Origin of the sequence: Streptomyces sp. NPDC048521, from assembly GCF_043199855.1 — a bacterium.
In the GTDB taxonomy this organism is placed as follows: Bacteria; Actinomycetota; Actinomycetes; order Streptomycetales; family Streptomycetaceae; genus Streptomyces.
The window spans coordinates 32,657-47,810 of record NZ_JBICWR010000035.1 but is presented as its reverse complement, the minus strand read 5'-3'; the positions used below and the strand labels follow the sequence as shown (position 1 = coordinate 47,810).

Sequence of the window (15,154 nt, the reverse complement as noted above, 5' to 3'; positions counted from 1 at the left end):
GGCTGGTTCGCCTACTCCCCGCTGTCGGACGCGGTCCGCTCGCCGGGTATCGGCGCCGACATGTGGATCATGGGTCTGGCCTTCTCCGGCTTCGGCACCATCCTCGGCTCGGTCAACTTCATCACCACGATCATCTGCATGCGCGCGCCGGGCATGACCATGTTCCGCATGCCGATCTTCGTGTGGAACGTGCTGCTGACCGGTGTGCTGGTCCTGCTGGCCTTCCCGGTCCTGGCGGCCGCGCTGTTCGCACTGGAGGCGGACCGCAAGTTCGGCGCCCATGTCTTCGACGCCGCCAACGGCGGCGCCCTGCTGTGGCAACACCTCTTCTGGTTCTTCGGCCATCCAGAGGTGTACATCATCGCGTTGCCGTTCTTCGGCATCATCAGCGAAGTGATCCCGGTGTTCTCGCGCAAGCCGATGTTCGGCTACATGGGCCTGATCGCCGCGACCATCGCGATCGCCGGTCTGTCCGTGACGGTGTGGGCCCACCACATGTACGTCACCGGTGGTGTGCTGCTGCCGTTCTTCTCCTTCATGACCTTCCTGATCGCCGTCCCGACCGGTGTGAAGTTCTTCAACTGGATCGGCACGATGTGGAAGGGCAGTCTGTCCTTCGAGACACCCATGCTCTGGGCGACCGGCTTCCTGATCACCTTCACGTTCGGTGGTCTGACCGGTGTCATCCTGGCCTCGCCGCCGATGGACTTCCACGTCTCCGACTCGTACTTCGTGGTGGCCCACTTCCACTACGTGGTCTTCGGTACGGTCGTCTTCGCCATGTTCTCCGGCTTCCACTTCTGGTGGCCGAAGTGGACCGGCAAGATGCTCGACGAGCGCCTGGGCAAGATCACCTTCTGGACGCTGTTCATCGGCTTCCACGGCACCTTCCTGGTCCAGCACTGGCTGGGTGCCGAGGGCATGCCGCGCCGGTACGCCGACTACCTGGCGGCCGACGGCTTCACCGCCCTGAACACGGTCTCGACCATCAGCTCGTTCCTGCTCGGCCTGTCGATCCTGCCGTTCCTCTACAACGTGTGGAAGACGGCCAAGTACGGCAAGCCGGTCGGCGTGGACGACCCGTGGGGTTACGGCCGTTCGCTGGAGTGGGCGACCTCCTGCCCGCCGCCGCGGCACAACTTCCTCACCCTGCCGCGGATCCGCAGCGAATCCCCGGCGTTCGACCTGCACCACCCTGAGATCGCCGCGCTCGAGCAGCTCGAGCACGCCGGTCATGGCACCGCCATCGCGGGCAGCAAGGAGGCCGGCAAGTGAAGATCCAGGGTCGGATGTTCATCTGGCTGAGCGTCTTCATCCTGATCATGGCCATCGTGTATGGCGTGTGGTCGAAGGAGCCGGCCGGTACCACCGCACTCTTCCTGGCCTTCGGCCTGAGCGTCATGATCGGCTTCTACCTGGGCTTCACCGCCCGGCGGGTCGACGCGGGTGCCCAGGACGACAAGGAGGCCGACGTCGCGGACGACGCGGGCGAGCTGGGCTTCTTCAGCCCGCACAGCTGGCAGCCGCTCATGCTGGGCGTCGGCGGTGCGATCGCGTTCCTCAGCATCGCGGTCGGCTGGTGGCTGATCTACTTCGCGGCACCGATCATCATGATCGGCCTGTTCGGCTGGGTGTTCGAGTACTACCACGGTGAGAACCGCACCCAGTAGGCACGCGAGAACACGCGCCGGGAGCCCGGACCCTCCGTCAGGGGGTCCGGGCTCCCGTCTTTCTCCGGACGCACCCGGCGTGTCCGTCCTTTGCCGCAATGTGCATCGCTCGTACGGGTTACCCGCCATGCCGGTACGGTCAACAGCTCATAGCGTGATCGTATGAACCACACTCCGCGGACCCGCACCGTCGTCAGCTGCACCCTGCTGGTGACCGCCCTCGGCGCGGGCGTCACCGCTTGCGGTTCGGACGGCAACCCCCTGTCGGCCAGGCCGTACGACGCGGCGGACCTGATCTCCTTCAACGGCCCCACCGGTGCAGAGAAGCGGGCCGACCCGGACAAGCCCCTCGAGGTCACCGCCAAGAGCGGTGAGGGCCGCATCACCGACGTCACCGCCCAGGACTCCACAGGGCGCTATGTGGCGGGCGAACTCGCCGCCGACGGCAGCCGGTGGCACAGCACCTCACCGCTGGCCGCCAACGCCCACTACACGGTCGTGGTGAGCACCGAGGACGAGGACGGCGCGCCCGGCCGCAAGGTCCTCACGTTCGACACCAGCAAGCCCACCAGCAAGAAGCGCCTGAGCGTCACGTTCGGGCCGGTCGCGGGCGAGTACGGCGTCGGGCAGCCCGTCACGGCCCAACTCGACCAGGAGATCAAGGACAAGGCGCAGCGGGCCGTCGTGGAGCGTTCCCTCAGGGTGGACTCCGTACCGGCCGTGCAGGGCTCCTGGTACTGGGTGAGCGGCAAGGAACTCCACTACCGCCCCAAGGAGTACTGGCCCGCCCACGCCACCGTCCAGGTGCACAGCAACCTGGACGGCATCAAGATCAGCGACCGGCTGTGGGGCGGGAAGTCCAAGGCGCTGAAGATCACCACGGGCGACCGGGTCGAGGTCGTCACGGACGCCGCCGCGCACCAGCTCACGTACTACAAGAACGGCCGGCAGATCGAGCAGATCCCCGTCACCACCGGCAAGCCCGGCTTCGAGACCCGCAACGGCGTCAAGGTCGTACTGGAGAAGCAGTACTTCGTACGGATGCGCGGCACCACCGTCGGCATCGCCGAGGGCACCTCCGACTCCTACGACCTGCCGGTCTACTACGCCACCCGGGTCACCTGGTCCGGCGAGTACGTCCACGCCGCCCCCTGGTCCGTGGGCTCGCAGGGGTATGCGAACGTCAGCCACGGCTGCACCGGCATGAGCACGTCCAACGCCGAGTGGTTCTTCGACAACGTCCGCGAGGGCGACATCGTCAAGGTCGTCAACTCCGACGGCGACCCCATGGAGCCCTTCGGCAACGGCTTCGGCGACTGGAACCTCGACTGGAAGAAGTGGCGCACGGGCAGCGCGCTGGTCAACGCCACCCCGGACGGCCCGGCCCCCGGGGACGCCGTGCGCCTGCAGCCGACCGCCGTGTGAGCGCCCCTGAGGGGTGCGGGGAACGGCGCGACAGGCCACACCGGACCGGCAGCCGCGCACGAGCCCCGCACCCCACCCCGCTAGGCGCTCAGCAACCGCTTCCGACGCAGCAGAGAGGCCAGCGCCGAGGCGAACTCCACCGGATCCACCGGCAACGTCACAGCGGCGTCGGCCCGGCTCCACGTGGCCAGCCAGGCGTCCTGGGGCCGGCCCATGAGCAGCAGCACCGGCGGCGAGTCGAACACCTCGTCCTTGATCTGCCGGCACATCCCCATGCCCCCCATCGGCACGGCCTCGCCGTCGAACACGCAGACATCGATGCCGCCCTTGTCCAGCTCGCTCAGCACCGCCGCGGGCGTGGCGCACTCCACGAACTCGATCTGGGGGACGTCCGGGGCGGGCCGGCGCCCGGCGGCCAGCCGTACTTGTTCGCGGGTGTTGGAGTCGTCGCTGTAGACCAGCACCGTGGCGGTCGGCTGCATTGTTCCTCCGAGACGTCAGCGTCGTACGGACAGGACGGACGGGGCCGTTTGGGCGGATGTTACTCCCATGAACACCACGTCAGTACCGGTTCGACGGGCAGCAACACTCCGAACGGCACCCCCCGGAGTGAGGGCTGGATAAGCGACCGACATAATGTCGGTCGTGGCGACAGCAACGACAGTAGAAACCGGGCACGCGCACCCGTCGGTCAACCGGCCGAACCTCACCAGCGTCGGAACCATCATCTGGCTGAGTTCCGAGCTGATGTTCTTCGCGGCCCTCTTCGCGATGTACTTCACCCTCCGGTCGGTGACCGGACCGGCTCACTGGAAGGAGCAGGCGCACGCGCTCAACGTGCCCTTCTCCGCGACGAACACCACGATCCTGGTGCTCTCCTCCCTCACCTGCCAGCTCGGCGTGTTCGCTGCCGAGCGCGGCGACGTGAAGAAGCTCCGTGGCTGGTTCATCCTCACCTTCATCATGGGTGCGATCTTCATCGGCGGTCAGATCTACGAGTACACGGAGCTGGTGAAGAAGGACGGCATCTCGCTGTCCTCCGACCCGTACGGCTCGGTGTTCTACCTGACCACCGGCTTCCACGGCCTGCACGTGACAGGCGGTCTCATCGCCTTCCTGCTGGTCCTCGGCCGCACCTACGCGGCGAAGAGGTTCACGCACGAGCAGGCGACCGCCGCCATTGTCGTGTCCTACTACTGGCACTTCGTCGATGTGGTCTGGATCGGCCTCTTCGCCACGATCTACCTGATCAAGTAGCCGGGACCGCTCCCGCATCCGAAGCATCGACGCAGAAGATCCTGACACCGGGGTAATCCGTGAAAAAGCTCTCCGCACGACGACGCCATCCGCTGGCGGCGGTCGTCGTCCTACTCCTCGCGCTGGCGGCCACTGGGGGGCTGTACGCCGCGTTCGCGCCCGCGGGCAAGGCGCAGGCCGATGAGACCTCCCAGTCCCTGACCATCAAGGAGGGCAAGAAGCTCTACGAGGTAGGCTGCGCCAGCTGCCACGGCACCGGTGGCCAGGGCTCCTCCGACGGGCCGAGCCTGGTCGGCGTCGGCGCCGCGGCCGTCGACTTCCAGGTCGGCACCGGCCGTATGCCGGCCGCCACCTCGCAGGGCGCCCAGGTCCCGCGCAAGAAGCCCGTCTACACGCAGGCCCAGATCGACCAGCTCGCCGCGTACATCGCGTCGCTGGGCGCCGGCCCGAACGTGCCGACCGAGCAGCAGTACGGTCCGGCAGGCGCGGACATCGCCAAGGGCGGCGAGCTCTTCCGCACCAACTGTGCGCAGTGCCACAATTTCACCGGCAAGGGTGGTGCGCTCACCAAGGGCAAGTACGCCCCGAACCTCGAGGGCGTCTCTCCCAAGCACATCTACGAGGCCATGCAGACCGGCCCGCAGAACATGCCGTCCTTCCCCGACACCACTCTGTCGGAGAAGAACAAGAAGGACATCATCGCGTACCTGCACACGGTCAACAGTGACGAGACGGACAACCCGGGCGGTATGGAGCTGGGCGGCCTCGGGCCGGTCAGTGAGGGTCTGTTCGCCTGGATCTTCGGTCTGGGCGCGTTGATCGCGGTCGCCGTCTGGGTCGCCGCTCGGACCGCAAAGGCCAAGAAGTCATGAGTAGCCAAGACATTCCAGAAGAGAACCTGCCCGCTGAGCAGGGCCACGCGCACGGCGCCGTGAGCGTCGCGGACGAGGAGAACCCGTTCGCCGACCCGGGTCTGCCGCCGCACGAGCACCGGATCCAGGACATCGACGAGCGGGCCGCCAAGCGGTCCGAGCGTGTGGTCGCCCTGCTGTTCACGGTGTCGATGCTGGCCACCGTGGCCTTCATCGCCGCGTACGTCGCGATCCCGCACGACAAGACGATCTTCGTCTTCCCGATCGGGCACCTCAGCGCGCTGAACTTCGCGCTGGGTCTGACCCTCGGTGTGGCGCTGTTCTGCATCGGCGCGGGCGCGGTCCACTGGGCCCGCACCCTGATGTCCGACGTGGAGATCGCCGACGAGCGGCACGCCATCGAGGCTCCGGCCGATGTGCGCACGAAGGTCCACGACGACTTCCGTCAGGGCGCCAAGGAATCGGCGCTCGGCCGCCGCAAGCTGATCCGCAACACGATGCTCGGGGCGCTCACCCTGGTGCCGCTCTCCGGCGTCATGCTGCTGCGTGACCTCGGCCCGCTGCCCCACAGCACGCTGCGCCACACGCTGTGGGCCAAGGGCAAGCGTCTGGTCAACATGAACACGAACCAGCCGCTGCGTCCCGAGGACGTCGCCGTCGGCTCGCTCACCTTCGCCATGCCCGACGGCCTGGAGGAGAAGGACGAGGAGTTCCAGACGGAGATCGCCAAGGCGGCCCTGATGATCGTCCGGCTGCAGCCCGGCAACATCAAGGACAAGCGCGAGCTCGACTGGTCGCACGAGGGCATCGTCGCGTTCTCCAAGATCTGCACCCACGTCGGCTGCCCGATCTCGCTGTACGAGCAGCAGACGCACCACGTGCTGTGCCCGTGCCACCAGTCCACCTTCGACCTCTCCGACGGTGCCCGAGTGATCTTCGGCCCCGCCGGCCACGCCCTGCCGCAGCTGCGCATCGGTGTGGACAGTGAGGGTTACCTCCAGGCGCTCGGCGACTTCGAGGAGCCCGTCGGTCCTGCATTCTGGGAGCGCGGATGAGTACTGCACCGAACGAGAAGAGCTCGTCTGCCGCCGACGCGGCGGGCCGCTCTCGCGGAAAGGCACCGGCCGGCGAGCGGATCGCCGACTGGGCCGACGGCCGGCTCGGGATCTACTCCCTGGCCAAGGCCAACATGCGCAAGATCTTCCCCGACCACTGGTCGTTCATGTTGGGCGAGGTCTGCCTCTACAGCTTCATCATCATCATCCTCACGGGTGTCTACCTGACGCTGTTCTTCCACCCGTCGATGAACGAGGTGGAGTACCACGGCAGCTACGTCCCGCTCCAGGGACAGCTGATGTCCGAGGCGTTCAGCTCGACCCTGCACATCTCCTTCGACGTGCGCGGTGGTCTGCTGGTCCGGCAGATCCACCACTGGGCCGCGCTGATCTTCCTCGCCGGCATGTTCGTGCACATGATGCGCGTGTTCTTCACCGGCGCGTTCCGCAAGCCGCGTGAGATCAACTGGCTGTTCGGCTTCCTGCTGTTCGTCCTGGGCATGTTCACCGGCTTCACCGGTTACTCGCTCCCGGACGACCTGCTCTCCGGCACCGGTGTCCGCTTCATGGAGGGCGCGATCCTGTCCGTGCCGATCGTCGGCACGTACCTGTCGTTCTTCCTCTTCGGCGGGGAGTTCCCGGGCCACGACTTCGTGGCGCGGTTCTACTCGGTCCACATCCTGCTGCTGCCGGGCATCATGCTCGGTCTGGTGGTCGGCCACCTGATCCTGGTCTTCTACCACAAGCACACGCAGTTCGCGGGCCCCGGAAAGTCCGAGAAGAACGTCGTCGGCATGCCGCTGCTGCCGGTCTACATGGCCAAGGCCGGAGGCTTCTTCTTCCTGGTCTTCGGTGTCATCGCGATCATCGCGGCGGTCGCGCAGATCAACCCGATCTGGGCCATCGGTCCCTACCGCCCGGACCAGGTGTCCACCGGCGCCCAGCCCGACTGGTACATGGGCTTCGCCGAGGGCCTGATCCGCTTCATGCCGGGCTGGGAGATCAGCTTCTGGGGTCACACGCTCGTCCTGGGCGTGTTCATCCCGCTGGTGCTCTTCCCGCTGGTCCTCGCGTTGATCGCGGTCTACCCGTTCCTCGAGTCCTGGGTCACCGGCGACAAGCGCGAGCACCACATCCTGGACCGCCCGCGCAACGCCCCGACCCGCACCGCCTTCGGTGTCGCCTGGGTGACCGTCTACATGATCACCCTGGTCGGCGGCGGAAACGACCTGTGGGCCACGCACTTCCACCTGTCGATCAACGCCGTCACCTGGTTCGTCCGGATCGGGTTCTTCGTCGGACCGGTCGTCGCGTTCCTCGTGACCAAGCGGATCTGCCTGGGTCTGCAGCGCCGCGACCGCGACAAGGTGCTGCACGGTCGCGAGACCGGCATCATCAAGCGGCTGCCGCACGGTGAGTTCATCGAGGTGCACGAGCCGCTCAGCCAGGAGCAGCTGCACACGCTCACCGCGCACGAGCAGTACCAGCCGGCCGAGATCGGCCCGGCGGTGGACGAGAACGGTGTCCAGCGCAAGGTGACGGGCTCGGAGAAGCTGCGTGCGAAGCTCTCCAACGCCTACTACGGCGAGGACAACCAGATCCCGAAGCCGACCGTCGAGGAGTACAAGGAGATCACGAGCGGCCACGGCCACCACTGATCCCCGCGTCGCCACGCCACGCTGAAGGGCCCCGTCCGGGTTGCGGACGGGGCCCTTCGCCGTGTCCCGGGCTGGATAGGGTGGTGTACGACCTTGCAGGACTGTGTACCAGGAGCGGCTGATGAGCGCTGTGACCCCCGCTGGAGGCGACACCGCGGCGGGCCGTTCCTGGCCCGCCCTGCTGAACGGCCTGCTGGAGGGCCGTGATCTGTCCGCCGACGAGACCGCGTGGGCGATGGACCTGATCATGCGCGGCGAGGCGACCGACGCCCAGATCGCCGGCTTCATGGTGGCGCTGCGGGCCAAGGGCGAGACGGTCGCGGAGATCTCCGGACTCGTCCGGACGATGTACGAGCACGCCAACGTGATCGAAGTGCCCGGCCCGGCGGTCGACATCGTCGGCACCGGCGGCGACGGCGCCAAGACGGTGAACATCTCCACGATGTCCTCGATCGTCGTCGCGGGCACCGGCGCGAAGGTCGTCAAGCACGGCAACCGCGCCGCGTCCTCCGCCTCCGGGTCCTCCGACGTCCTGGAGCAACTCGGGATCAACCTGAACCTGACCCCGAAGCGGGTCGCCGAGGTCGCCGAAGAGGCCGGCATCACCATCTGCTTCGCGGTGAGGTTCCACCCGTCCCTGCGCCATGTGGCCGCGGCGCGCGGCCAGTTGGGTATCCGCACGACCTTCAACGTGCTCGGTCCGCTGACCAACCCGGCCAAGGTGCGCGCCCAGGCGGTCGGGGTGGCCGACCCGCGCATGGCGCCGATCGTGGCCGGTGTCCTCGCCGAGCGCGGCAACTCCGCGCTGGTCTTCCGGGGCGACGACGGCCTGGACGAGCTGACCGTCACCGCCACCTCCCAGGTGTGGGTGGTCCGCGACGGCAAGGTCACGCAGGAGACCTTCGACCCGCGGGACGTGGGCATCGACCTCGTCCCCGTGGAGGCCCTGCGCGGCGCCGACGCGGCCTACAACGCGGAGGTCGCCCGCCGCCTGCTGGACGGCGAGCAGGGTCCGGTGCGGGACGCGGTACTGCTGAACTCGGCGGCCGCGCTGGCCGCCCTGCGGCCGACGGACGCCCCACTCGCCGACCAGCTGCGCGCCGGTATGGCCGAGGCGCGGGAGTCGATCGACTCGGGCGCGGCCAAGCGGGCGCTGGAGCGGTGGGTGGCGGCGAGCAACGCCTGACCCCGGTGCGGTGCGACGTACGGCGCAGTCCGGATGGTGGACTGCGCCTTGCGCGCCGAAGATCGTATGGCAGGATGTTGGACCAGGTCATGAGCGACAGTCATGAGGCCCCGGCCGACTGTCCGGCAACCCTCCGTCCGTGGCGGGGTGCCCCGGGTGAAGACCAGGTCGCAGACAGCAAGGTCTGCGGCAAGCGCGGACCCCTCGCGCGCTTCTGACCGAGCGCGGGACCAGGGGTCCTGGTCATCGAGGGAGCCTTCCGTGAGCAAGCGAATGCGATAGGGCCGCAGAGCCCCGCCTCCGCACACCCCTTTTCACCTCATCCGCGCTCGAGCCCTGTCCGCTCGTGCGGTGAGTTCCGCCTGCTCACACGGGAGTTCACCCATGTCCGTCTCCACCGCTGCCACCGACCAGACCGTTTGCGCCCCGCTGCCCGTTCTGGGACGGGATGTCACCGTCCCGCTCGTGACGGGCGGCGAAGTCACCTACGCGGCCCTCGACTACGCGGCCAGCGCCCCCGCCCTCCAGCGAGTCTGGGACGACGTCGCCGCCTACGCCCCGTACTACGGCAGTGTCCATCGCGGCGCCGGCTACCTCTCCCAGCTCTCCACGGACCTGTTCGAGAACGCCCGCAAGGCCGTCGCCGAGTTCCTCGGCTGCCGGGAGAGCGACCAGGTGATCTTCACCCGGTCGACCACCGACTCCCTCAACCTCCTCGCCCGCACGCTCCCGGCCGACTGCCAGGTCTTCGTCTTCGAGACCGAGCACCACGCCTCCCTGCTGCCCTGGCAGGACGCGCAGGTCACCTACCTCGACGCCCCGCGCACCCCGCGGCAGGCCGTCGAGACCCTGGAGCGGGCCCTCGCCGACCGCACTGTCTCCATCGAAGGGGGCCACCGCCCGGCCCTGGTCTGCGTCACCGGAGCCTCCAATGTCACCGGCGAGCTGTGGCCGGTGCGCGAGCTGGCCGCCGCGGCCCACGCGCACGGCGCCCGGATCGTCCTGGACGCCGCCCAGCTCGCCCCGCACCACCCGGTGGACATCCGTGAGCTGGGCGTCGACTGGGTCGCCTTCTCCGGGCACAAGCTGTACGCCCCGTTCGGCTCCGGTGTCCTGGCCGGCCGCGCCGACTGGCTGCGGGCGGCCGAGCCGTACCTGGCGGGCGGCGGCGCCAGCCGCAAGGTCACCCGGCGCACCGACGGGGGAGTGGACGTGGAGTGGCACGAGAGTGCCGCCCGCCACGAGGCCGGCTCTCCGAACGTCATCGGCGCCTACTCCATCGCCTCCGCCTGCAAGGCGCTCACCGAGGCCGGCTGGGACAGCCTCGTCGCCCGTGAGCAGCACCTCGTCCGCACTGTCCGCGAAGGCCTGGCCGAGGTCCCGGAGGTCCGGATCCTCTCCCTCTTCGGCGACGAGGCCCCGCGCGTCGGTGTGATCTCCTTCGTCGTCGAGGGCTGGAACAGCTCCCACTTCGCCGCCGCCCTCTCCGCCGAGTACGGCATCGGCGTCCGCGACGGCCTCTTCTGCGCCCACCCGCTGGTCCGCACCCTGCTGGGCAGCGACCCGCAGAGCCAGGGCGAGTGCGGGGCACCGGAGGCGGCCCCGGGCGAGAAGTCCCTCAACGCCGTCCGGGTGAGCTTCGGCGCGGGCACGCCGGACGAGCACGTGGAGCGGTTCGTCACGGCGGTCAAGGAGCTGGTGGCCGAGGGCGCGAAGTGGACCTACCGCACCGAGGACGGCCGCTGCGTCCCGGCCGTGTGAGGCCGGCCGACCTGGGCCCTGTCGTCGAACTCCCGCCTGCCGCGTGACGCCGTGCGCGCACGCTCGTTCACGGCGGGAGCGCGCACCTGCTAGTTGTCGAGGCCGATCGCGAACGCGGCCTCCAGGTCGTGCTGGGAGTAGGTGCGGAACGCGACGTGCGTGTCGGTGCCCTCCACACCCGGGATCTTGCTGATCCGGCCGGGGATGACCTCGGCCAGGTCCTCGTGCTGCCGTACCCGGACCATGGCGATCAGGTCGTAGGTGCCGGTGACCGAGAAGACCTCGCTGACGCTCTCCAGCGAGGCGATCTGCTCCGCGATCTCGGGGATCCGGTCCACGCTGGTCTTGATGAGGACGATCGCGGTGATCACGGCTGGTTCTCTCCCTCGGACGCCGGGGCCGGTGCGGACTTCACTCTAGCCCGCCCGTCTCCCGCCACCGCCCTGTCCAGGCCGCCCTTCGGGCCCCTCCTGCTGCCGTAGCGCACCCATGCGTAGCCGAAGCCGAGCCCGAAGCCGACCAGGTGCGCGAGGTAGGCGACGCCCGGGCCGTCGGAGGCGCGGCCCGCCGCGAGCCACTGCAGGGCCGCCCAGAAGGGCAGCACCACCCAGGCCGGGAAGCGCATCGGCAGGAAGAACAGGAACGGCAGAAGACTGGTGACGCGGGCGCGGGGGAAAAGGTAGAGGAACGCTCCGAGGACCGCCGAGATCGCCCCGGAGGCGCCCACCAGCGACTGCTCGGAGGCGGCGTTGGCGGCCGCGTAGCCGAGCAGGGCCAGGTATCCGCAGCCGGCGTAGAAGAGGGTGAAGTGCACCCGGCCCATCCGCTCCTCTGTCATCGCTCCGAAGACGAAGAGGAAGAGCATGTTGCCGAGCAGATGCACCCAGCTGCCGTGCACGAACAGAGCGGTGGCCGGGGTGAGCGCCTCGCGGACGGCTCCGTCGAACAGCTCGGCCGGGACCACGCCCCAGTGGCGGAAGTACGCCCGCTGCGCGGCGAGCAGCGTGTCCCCGGCGCCGTACGCCGGAGTGAGCCCGGAGGCGGGACCCAGGACGAAGATCAGGCAGCACAGGGCGATCAGGCCGTGTGTCACCGGCGCCGAGGTCCCCCGGACCGCTCTGAATGTCCTGCCGACCGCCGTGCTCCAGGTGCTGATCATGACTACAGAGCATGACGTAACCGGACGCAAGCTGACAGACCGCCTCGCCGCCGTGAACGGACGGGCGGCGAGCACCCGCCAGGCCGTAGGGTTACGAGCCACACGCGTCGGCCGGCGGCGCGGCCCGAGACGAGAAGGAAGCGGACCACACGATGACGGTTCCCCTGCCGACCGCCACGACGCGATGGCGCTGCGCCCTGTGCGGCAATCTCACCCGGTTCGACGTGACCCGCTCGTCGAAGGTCGTCGAGTACGTTCACCTCGATCTGGCGGGCGAGCCGACGGTGGAGGAGCGCGAGGTGGTCAGTGAGACGATCGAATCGGTGCGCTGCCGCTGGTGCAACGCGGTGGACCAGGTGGAACTCGTGGACAGGCCGGGAGCCGGCTCCTGAGCGGAGCGGCCCCGAAGAGGCGGAAGAAGTAGTGGGGTGTGACGGATGGTGGAGACCGCAGGCGGGGGGCCGGGCGACGGCACCGCTGAGGTGCTTGACCGTCCGCTGCCCGACGGCGTGCGCCGGCGGGTCGTACAGATCGTCTCGGACGGCTTCGGCGGCCTGACCATGGCGGAACTGCCGGGGCAGCTGAGGCAGTATGCCCGGTTCACCCCTAATCGCCGGGCGAAGTTCGCCGGGAACGCGATGGCGGCGGCCCTGGAGACCGATCCACTGTTCCGGCAGCGGATCGGGGAGAAGTTCAGAGAGGCGCAGCCGGAACTCGCCGGCGCCCTCGACTCCGGCTCCCCGCCCCCGGCCGCGGACCCGCTCGACGTGGCGGCCGCGGCATACGTACTGCGCCCGGCGGGCTGGGTGAAGCTGGTCACCGCGGCCGGCGAGGAGGCGCAGCGCGCGGACGCCGAGCGGGCGGACGAGGAGAACCGGGCCGAACTGGAGCGGCTGCGCGCCGAACTGGCCCAGGCCCGCGACCACACCCGGGCCGAGACCGAGCGGCTGCGCACGGAACTGGAGTCGGCGAAGAGGGAAGCGGAAGCGCTTCACCGTAAGCTGCGTGCCGCGCTCAGCGACGTCAAGCGGGGCGAGGCCGCCATCCGCAAGGCGCAGGGCGAGATGGACGCCGTGCGCGCCGAGGCGCAGGCGCAGGTGTCGGCCGCGGAGAGTGAGTCCCGGCGGCTCAAGGCCCGCCTGGGTGAGGCCGAGGCCGCGCTGGAGGCCACCCGGCGGGCCGCCCGCGAGGGCCGCAGCGTGGAGGACATGCGGGTGCGGCTGCTGCTCGACACCCTGCTGGACGCGACCCAGGGGCTGCGGCGCGAACTGGCCCTGCCCCCGGTGTCCGTGCGCCCGGCCGAGACCGTGGACGCGGTCGAACCGGGACGGATGACGCCGAAGGACATCGCGGCGCGCGCCCTGTCCGAGAACGACCCGGCGATCCTCGACCAGTTGCTCGCGCTGCCGCAGGCGCACCTGGTGGTCGACGGCTACAACGTCACCAAGACCGGCTATCCGCAGATGCCGCTGGAGAAGCAGCGTCTCAGGCTGCTCGGCCAGCTCTCGGCGCTCGCCGCGCAGACCGGCGCCGAGGTGACGTGTGTCTTCGACGGTGCCGAACTGGCCGCGCCGGTGCTGCTCGCGCCGCCGCGCGGGGTGCGGGTGCTGTTCTCCAAGCCGGGCGTCACGGCCGACGAGCTGATCCGCCAGCTCGTGCGCGCGGAGCCGCCGGGCCGTCCGGTCATCGTCGCCTCCACCGACCGGGAGGTGGCCGACGGGGTCGCCAGGGCGGGTGCCCGGCCGGTGGCCTCCGCGGTGCTTCTGAAGCGACTGTCCTGAAGGTCCAACGGACATAGGGAATGCCCGAATTGGCCGTATCGTCACGCAGCGCATTGTCAATCAGGTGTCACTGCAGGTGAGTTGTGTGCAAAGAATGCATTGCGTGGCAGGTTTTTTGCTGTGAGGATTTGAACTGATCACAACTGGGTCACTAGGGTCTGGGCTCGAACCTCCGAACAGGTGATCACTCACAAGAAGGAGTTCGTCCTCCGTGGCGTCCCACCGTCGACCCAAGCAGCCGAGCCGCACGCGTGTCACCGTGCTGACCACCGCAGCCGCCGCTGCCGTCGCGCTGAGCGCGAACGCCGCCAACGCCGCTCCCAGCGAGAAGCTGAGCAAGGACGAGGTGAAGGCGAAGGTCGACAAGCTCTACGAGCAGGCCGAGCAGGCCACCGAGAAGTACAACGGCGCCAAGGAGAAGCAGCAGAAGCTGCAGAAGGAAATCTCCACCATCCAGGACAACGTCGCCCGCGGGCAGCAGGAGCTCAACAAGCTCCGTGACGGCCTGGGTTCGCTGGCCACCGCCCAGTACCGCTCCGGTGGCATCGACCCCTCGGTGCAGCTCTTCCTGTCCTCCGACCCGGACGACTACCTCGACAAGGCCTCCACGCTCGACCAGTTGAGCAGCCAGCAGGTCGACGCGCTGAAGAAGATTCAGGACAAACAGCGCGAACTCGCCCAGGAGCGGGCCGAGGCCAGCGAGAAGCTCAAGGACCTGTCCTCCACGCGCACCCAGCTGGAGCAGCGGAAGAAGGAGGTCCAGGGCAAGCTCGCCGAGGCGCAGAAGCTCCTCAACTCCCTGACCGCCAAGGAGAAGGCCGCGCTCGCCGCAGAACAGGAGCGCGCCAACCGCTCCTCCAACGAGCGCGTGGACCTCGGCGACACCCCGCCCGCCTCCAACTGGGCCGCGGCGGCCTTCTCCGCCGCCCAGAGCAAGATCGGCTCGCCCTATGTCTACGGCGCCACCGGCCCGTCCTCCTTCGACTGCTCGGGCCTGACCTCCTGGGCCTACGCCCAGGCCGGCGTCGCCATACCCCGGACCTCGCAGGCCCAGGCCAACATCGGCACGCGCATCTACTCGCAGAGCGACCTCCAGGTCGGCGACCTGGTCTTCTTCTTCAGCGACATCCACCACGTGGGCCTCTACGCGGGCAACGGCCGGGTCCTGCACGCCCCGCGCACCGGCACGGTCGTCCGGTACGAGTCCATGAGCACCATCGGTGGCCCGTTCATGTTCGGTGTCCGGGTCTGAGGCGTCCCAACCCTCGCCCCGCGCACACCTGGTGGCGCCCGAACGGGCGAATCCCGTGAACCGGAACTGACTCCACGC

General features: G+C 68.9%; 15 protein-coding genes and 1 riboswitch. Of the genes, 12 read left to right on the top strand and 3 right to left on the bottom strand.

The features are described from left to right. The 3 genes from ACGFRF_RS40735 to ACGFRF_RS40725 all read left to right on the top strand — a co-directional run. Positions 1-1,275: cbb3-type cytochrome c oxidase subunit I (locus ACGFRF_RS40735; RefSeq protein ID WP_393749055.1), on the top strand; the 1,275-nt coding region annotated here is incomplete at its 5' end. Then, positions 1,272-1,670 (top strand): cytochrome c oxidase subunit 4, encoded by a 399-nt coding sequence (locus ACGFRF_RS40730; RefSeq protein WP_393749053.1) that lies wholly within the window; start codon positions 1,272-1,274, stop codon positions 1,668-1,670. The genes ACGFRF_RS40735 and ACGFRF_RS40730, both read left to right, overlap by 4 nt. A gap of 162 nt (positions 1,671-1,832) precedes the next feature. After that, on the top strand, positions 1,833-3,095 hold the full coding sequence (locus ACGFRF_RS40725) for an Ig-like domain-containing protein (RefSeq protein WP_393749051.1): 1,263 nt from the start codon (positions 1,833-1,835) through the stop codon (positions 3,093-3,095). Positions 3,096-3,175: 80 nt separating this feature from the next. Here ACGFRF_RS40725 and ACGFRF_RS40720 read toward each other — a convergent pair whose 3' ends face one another. Continuing rightward, complete coding sequence (locus ACGFRF_RS40720) at positions 3,176-3,577, bottom strand: hypothetical protein (protein WP_393749049.1); 402 nt, start codon at positions 3,575-3,577, stop codon at positions 3,176-3,178. Positions 3,578-3,731: 154 nt separating this feature from the next. On the opposite strand from ACGFRF_RS40720, the gene ACGFRF_RS40715 reads away from it, so the two are divergent. The 6 genes from ACGFRF_RS40715 to ACGFRF_RS40690 all read left to right on the top strand — a co-directional run bounded on the left by ACGFRF_RS40715 (position 3,732) and on the right by ACGFRF_RS40690 (position 10,884). Beyond that, positions 3,732-4,352: a heme-copper oxidase subunit III gene (locus tag ACGFRF_RS40715; protein ID WP_393749047.1), complete on the top strand. Its 621-nt coding sequence runs from the start codon at positions 3,732-3,734 to the stop codon at positions 4,350-4,352. A 59-nt stretch (positions 4,353-4,411) separates the two neighbouring features. Then, on the top strand, positions 4,412-5,224 hold the full coding sequence (locus ACGFRF_RS40710; RefSeq protein ID WP_393749045.1) for a c-type cytochrome: 813 nt from the start codon (positions 4,412-4,414) through the stop codon (positions 5,222-5,224). Continuing rightward, on the top strand, positions 5,221-6,279 hold the full coding sequence (locus ACGFRF_RS40705; protein WP_393749043.1) for a Rieske 2Fe-2S domain-containing protein: 1,059 nt from the start codon (positions 5,221-5,223) through the stop codon (positions 6,277-6,279). The genes ACGFRF_RS40710 and ACGFRF_RS40705 overlap by 4 nt, the downstream gene beginning before the upstream one ends. Further along, a complete protein-coding gene (locus tag ACGFRF_RS40700; RefSeq protein WP_393749041.1) occupies positions 6,276-7,937 on the top strand; it encodes a cytochrome bc complex cytochrome b subunit in 1,662 nt (553 codons plus the stop codon). Before ACGFRF_RS40705 ends, ACGFRF_RS40700 begins: the two co-directional genes overlap by 4 nt. 121 nt (positions 7,938-8,058) lie before the next feature. Next, on the top strand, positions 8,059-9,123 hold the full coding sequence (gene trpD / locus ACGFRF_RS40695) for an anthranilate phosphoribosyltransferase (RefSeq protein WP_393749039.1): 1,065 nt from the start codon (positions 8,059-8,061) through the stop codon (positions 9,121-9,123). Positions 9,124-9,208: 85 nt separating this feature from the next. After that, a riboswitch (SAM riboswitch) is annotated at positions 9,209-9,325 on the top strand. A 182-nt stretch (positions 9,326-9,507) separates the two neighbouring features. Then, the gene (locus ACGFRF_RS40690; RefSeq protein ID WP_393749037.1) at positions 9,508-10,884 is read left to right on the top strand and encodes an aminotransferase class V-fold PLP-dependent enzyme; all 1,377 of its coding nucleotides are present in this window, start codon (positions 9,508-9,510) and stop codon (positions 10,882-10,884) included. An 89-nt stretch (positions 10,885-10,973) separates the two neighbouring features. Here ACGFRF_RS40690 and ACGFRF_RS40685 read toward each other — a convergent pair whose 3' ends face one another. Together ACGFRF_RS40685 and ACGFRF_RS40680 are read right to left on the bottom strand one after the other, a co-directional pair. After that, positions 10,974-11,255: an Lrp/AsnC family transcriptional regulator gene (locus ACGFRF_RS40685; protein ID WP_393749035.1), complete on the bottom strand. Its 282-nt coding sequence runs from the start codon at positions 11,253-11,255 to the stop codon at positions 10,974-10,976. Next, positions 11,252-12,043, bottom strand: a complete 792-nt coding sequence (locus ACGFRF_RS40680) for a rhomboid family intramembrane serine protease (protein WP_393749033.1) — start codon at positions 12,041-12,043, stop codon at positions 11,252-11,254. Before ACGFRF_RS40680 ends, ACGFRF_RS40685 begins: the two co-directional genes overlap by 4 nt. A 152-nt stretch (positions 12,044-12,195) precedes the next feature. Here ACGFRF_RS40680 and ACGFRF_RS40675 point away from each other — a divergent pair, with 152 nt between their 5' ends. The 3 genes from ACGFRF_RS40675 to ACGFRF_RS40665 all read left to right on the top strand — a co-directional run bounded on the left by ACGFRF_RS40675 (position 12,196) and on the right by ACGFRF_RS40665 (position 15,076). Then, the gene (locus tag ACGFRF_RS40675; protein WP_029382693.1) at positions 12,196-12,435 is read left to right on the top strand and encodes a hypothetical protein; all 240 of its coding nucleotides are present in this window, start codon (positions 12,196-12,198) and stop codon (positions 12,433-12,435) included. A 45-nt stretch (positions 12,436-12,480) separates the two neighbouring features. Next, complete coding sequence (locus tag ACGFRF_RS40670; RefSeq protein WP_393749031.1) at positions 12,481-13,824, top strand: NYN domain-containing protein; 1,344 nt, start codon at positions 12,481-12,483, stop codon at positions 13,822-13,824. Positions 13,825-14,035: 211 nt separating this feature from the next. Further along, entirely contained in the window at positions 14,036-15,076 is a 1,041-nt protein-coding gene (locus ACGFRF_RS40665) for an NlpC/P60 family protein (protein WP_393749029.1), read from the top strand. The last annotated feature ends 78 nt before the right edge of the window (positions 15,077-15,154 follow it).

Bases quoted from the DNA above. Each gene is read 5' to 3' on its own strand.
- ACGFRF_RS40720 (WP_393749049.1), bottom strand. From the start codon at position 3,577: ATGCAGCCGACCGCCACGGTGCTGGTCTACAGCGACGACTCCAACACC.
- trpD (WP_393749039.1), top strand. From the start codon at position 8,059: ATGAGCGCTGTGACCCCCGCTGGAGGCGACACCGCGGCGGGCCGTTCC.
- ACGFRF_RS40690 (WP_393749037.1), top strand. From the start codon at position 9,508: ATGTCCGTCTCCACCGCTGCCACCGACCAGACCGTTTGCGCCCCGCTG.
- ACGFRF_RS40670 (WP_393749031.1), top strand. From the start codon at position 12,481: ATGGTGGAGACCGCAGGCGGGGGGCCGGGCGACGGCACCGCTGAGGTG.
- ACGFRF_RS40715 (WP_393749047.1), top strand. From the start codon at position 3,732: ATGTCGGTCGTGGCGACAGCAACGACAGTAGAAACCGGGCACGCGCAC.
- ACGFRF_RS40680 (WP_393749033.1), bottom strand. From the start codon at position 12,043: ATGATCAGCACCTGGAGCACGGCGGTCGGCAGGACATTCAGAGCGGTC.
- ACGFRF_RS40705 (WP_393749043.1), top strand. From the start codon at position 5,221: ATGAGTAGCCAAGACATTCCAGAAGAGAACCTGCCCGCTGAGCAGGGC.
- ACGFRF_RS40700 (WP_393749041.1), top strand. From the start codon at position 6,276: ATGAGTACTGCACCGAACGAGAAGAGCTCGTCTGCCGCCGACGCGGCG.
- ACGFRF_RS40725 (WP_393749051.1), top strand. From the start codon at position 1,833: ATGAACCACACTCCGCGGACCCGCACCGTCGTCAGCTGCACCCTGCTG.
- ACGFRF_RS40675 (WP_029382693.1), top strand. From the start codon at position 12,196: ATGACGGTTCCCCTGCCGACCGCCACGACGCGATGGCGCTGCGCCCTG.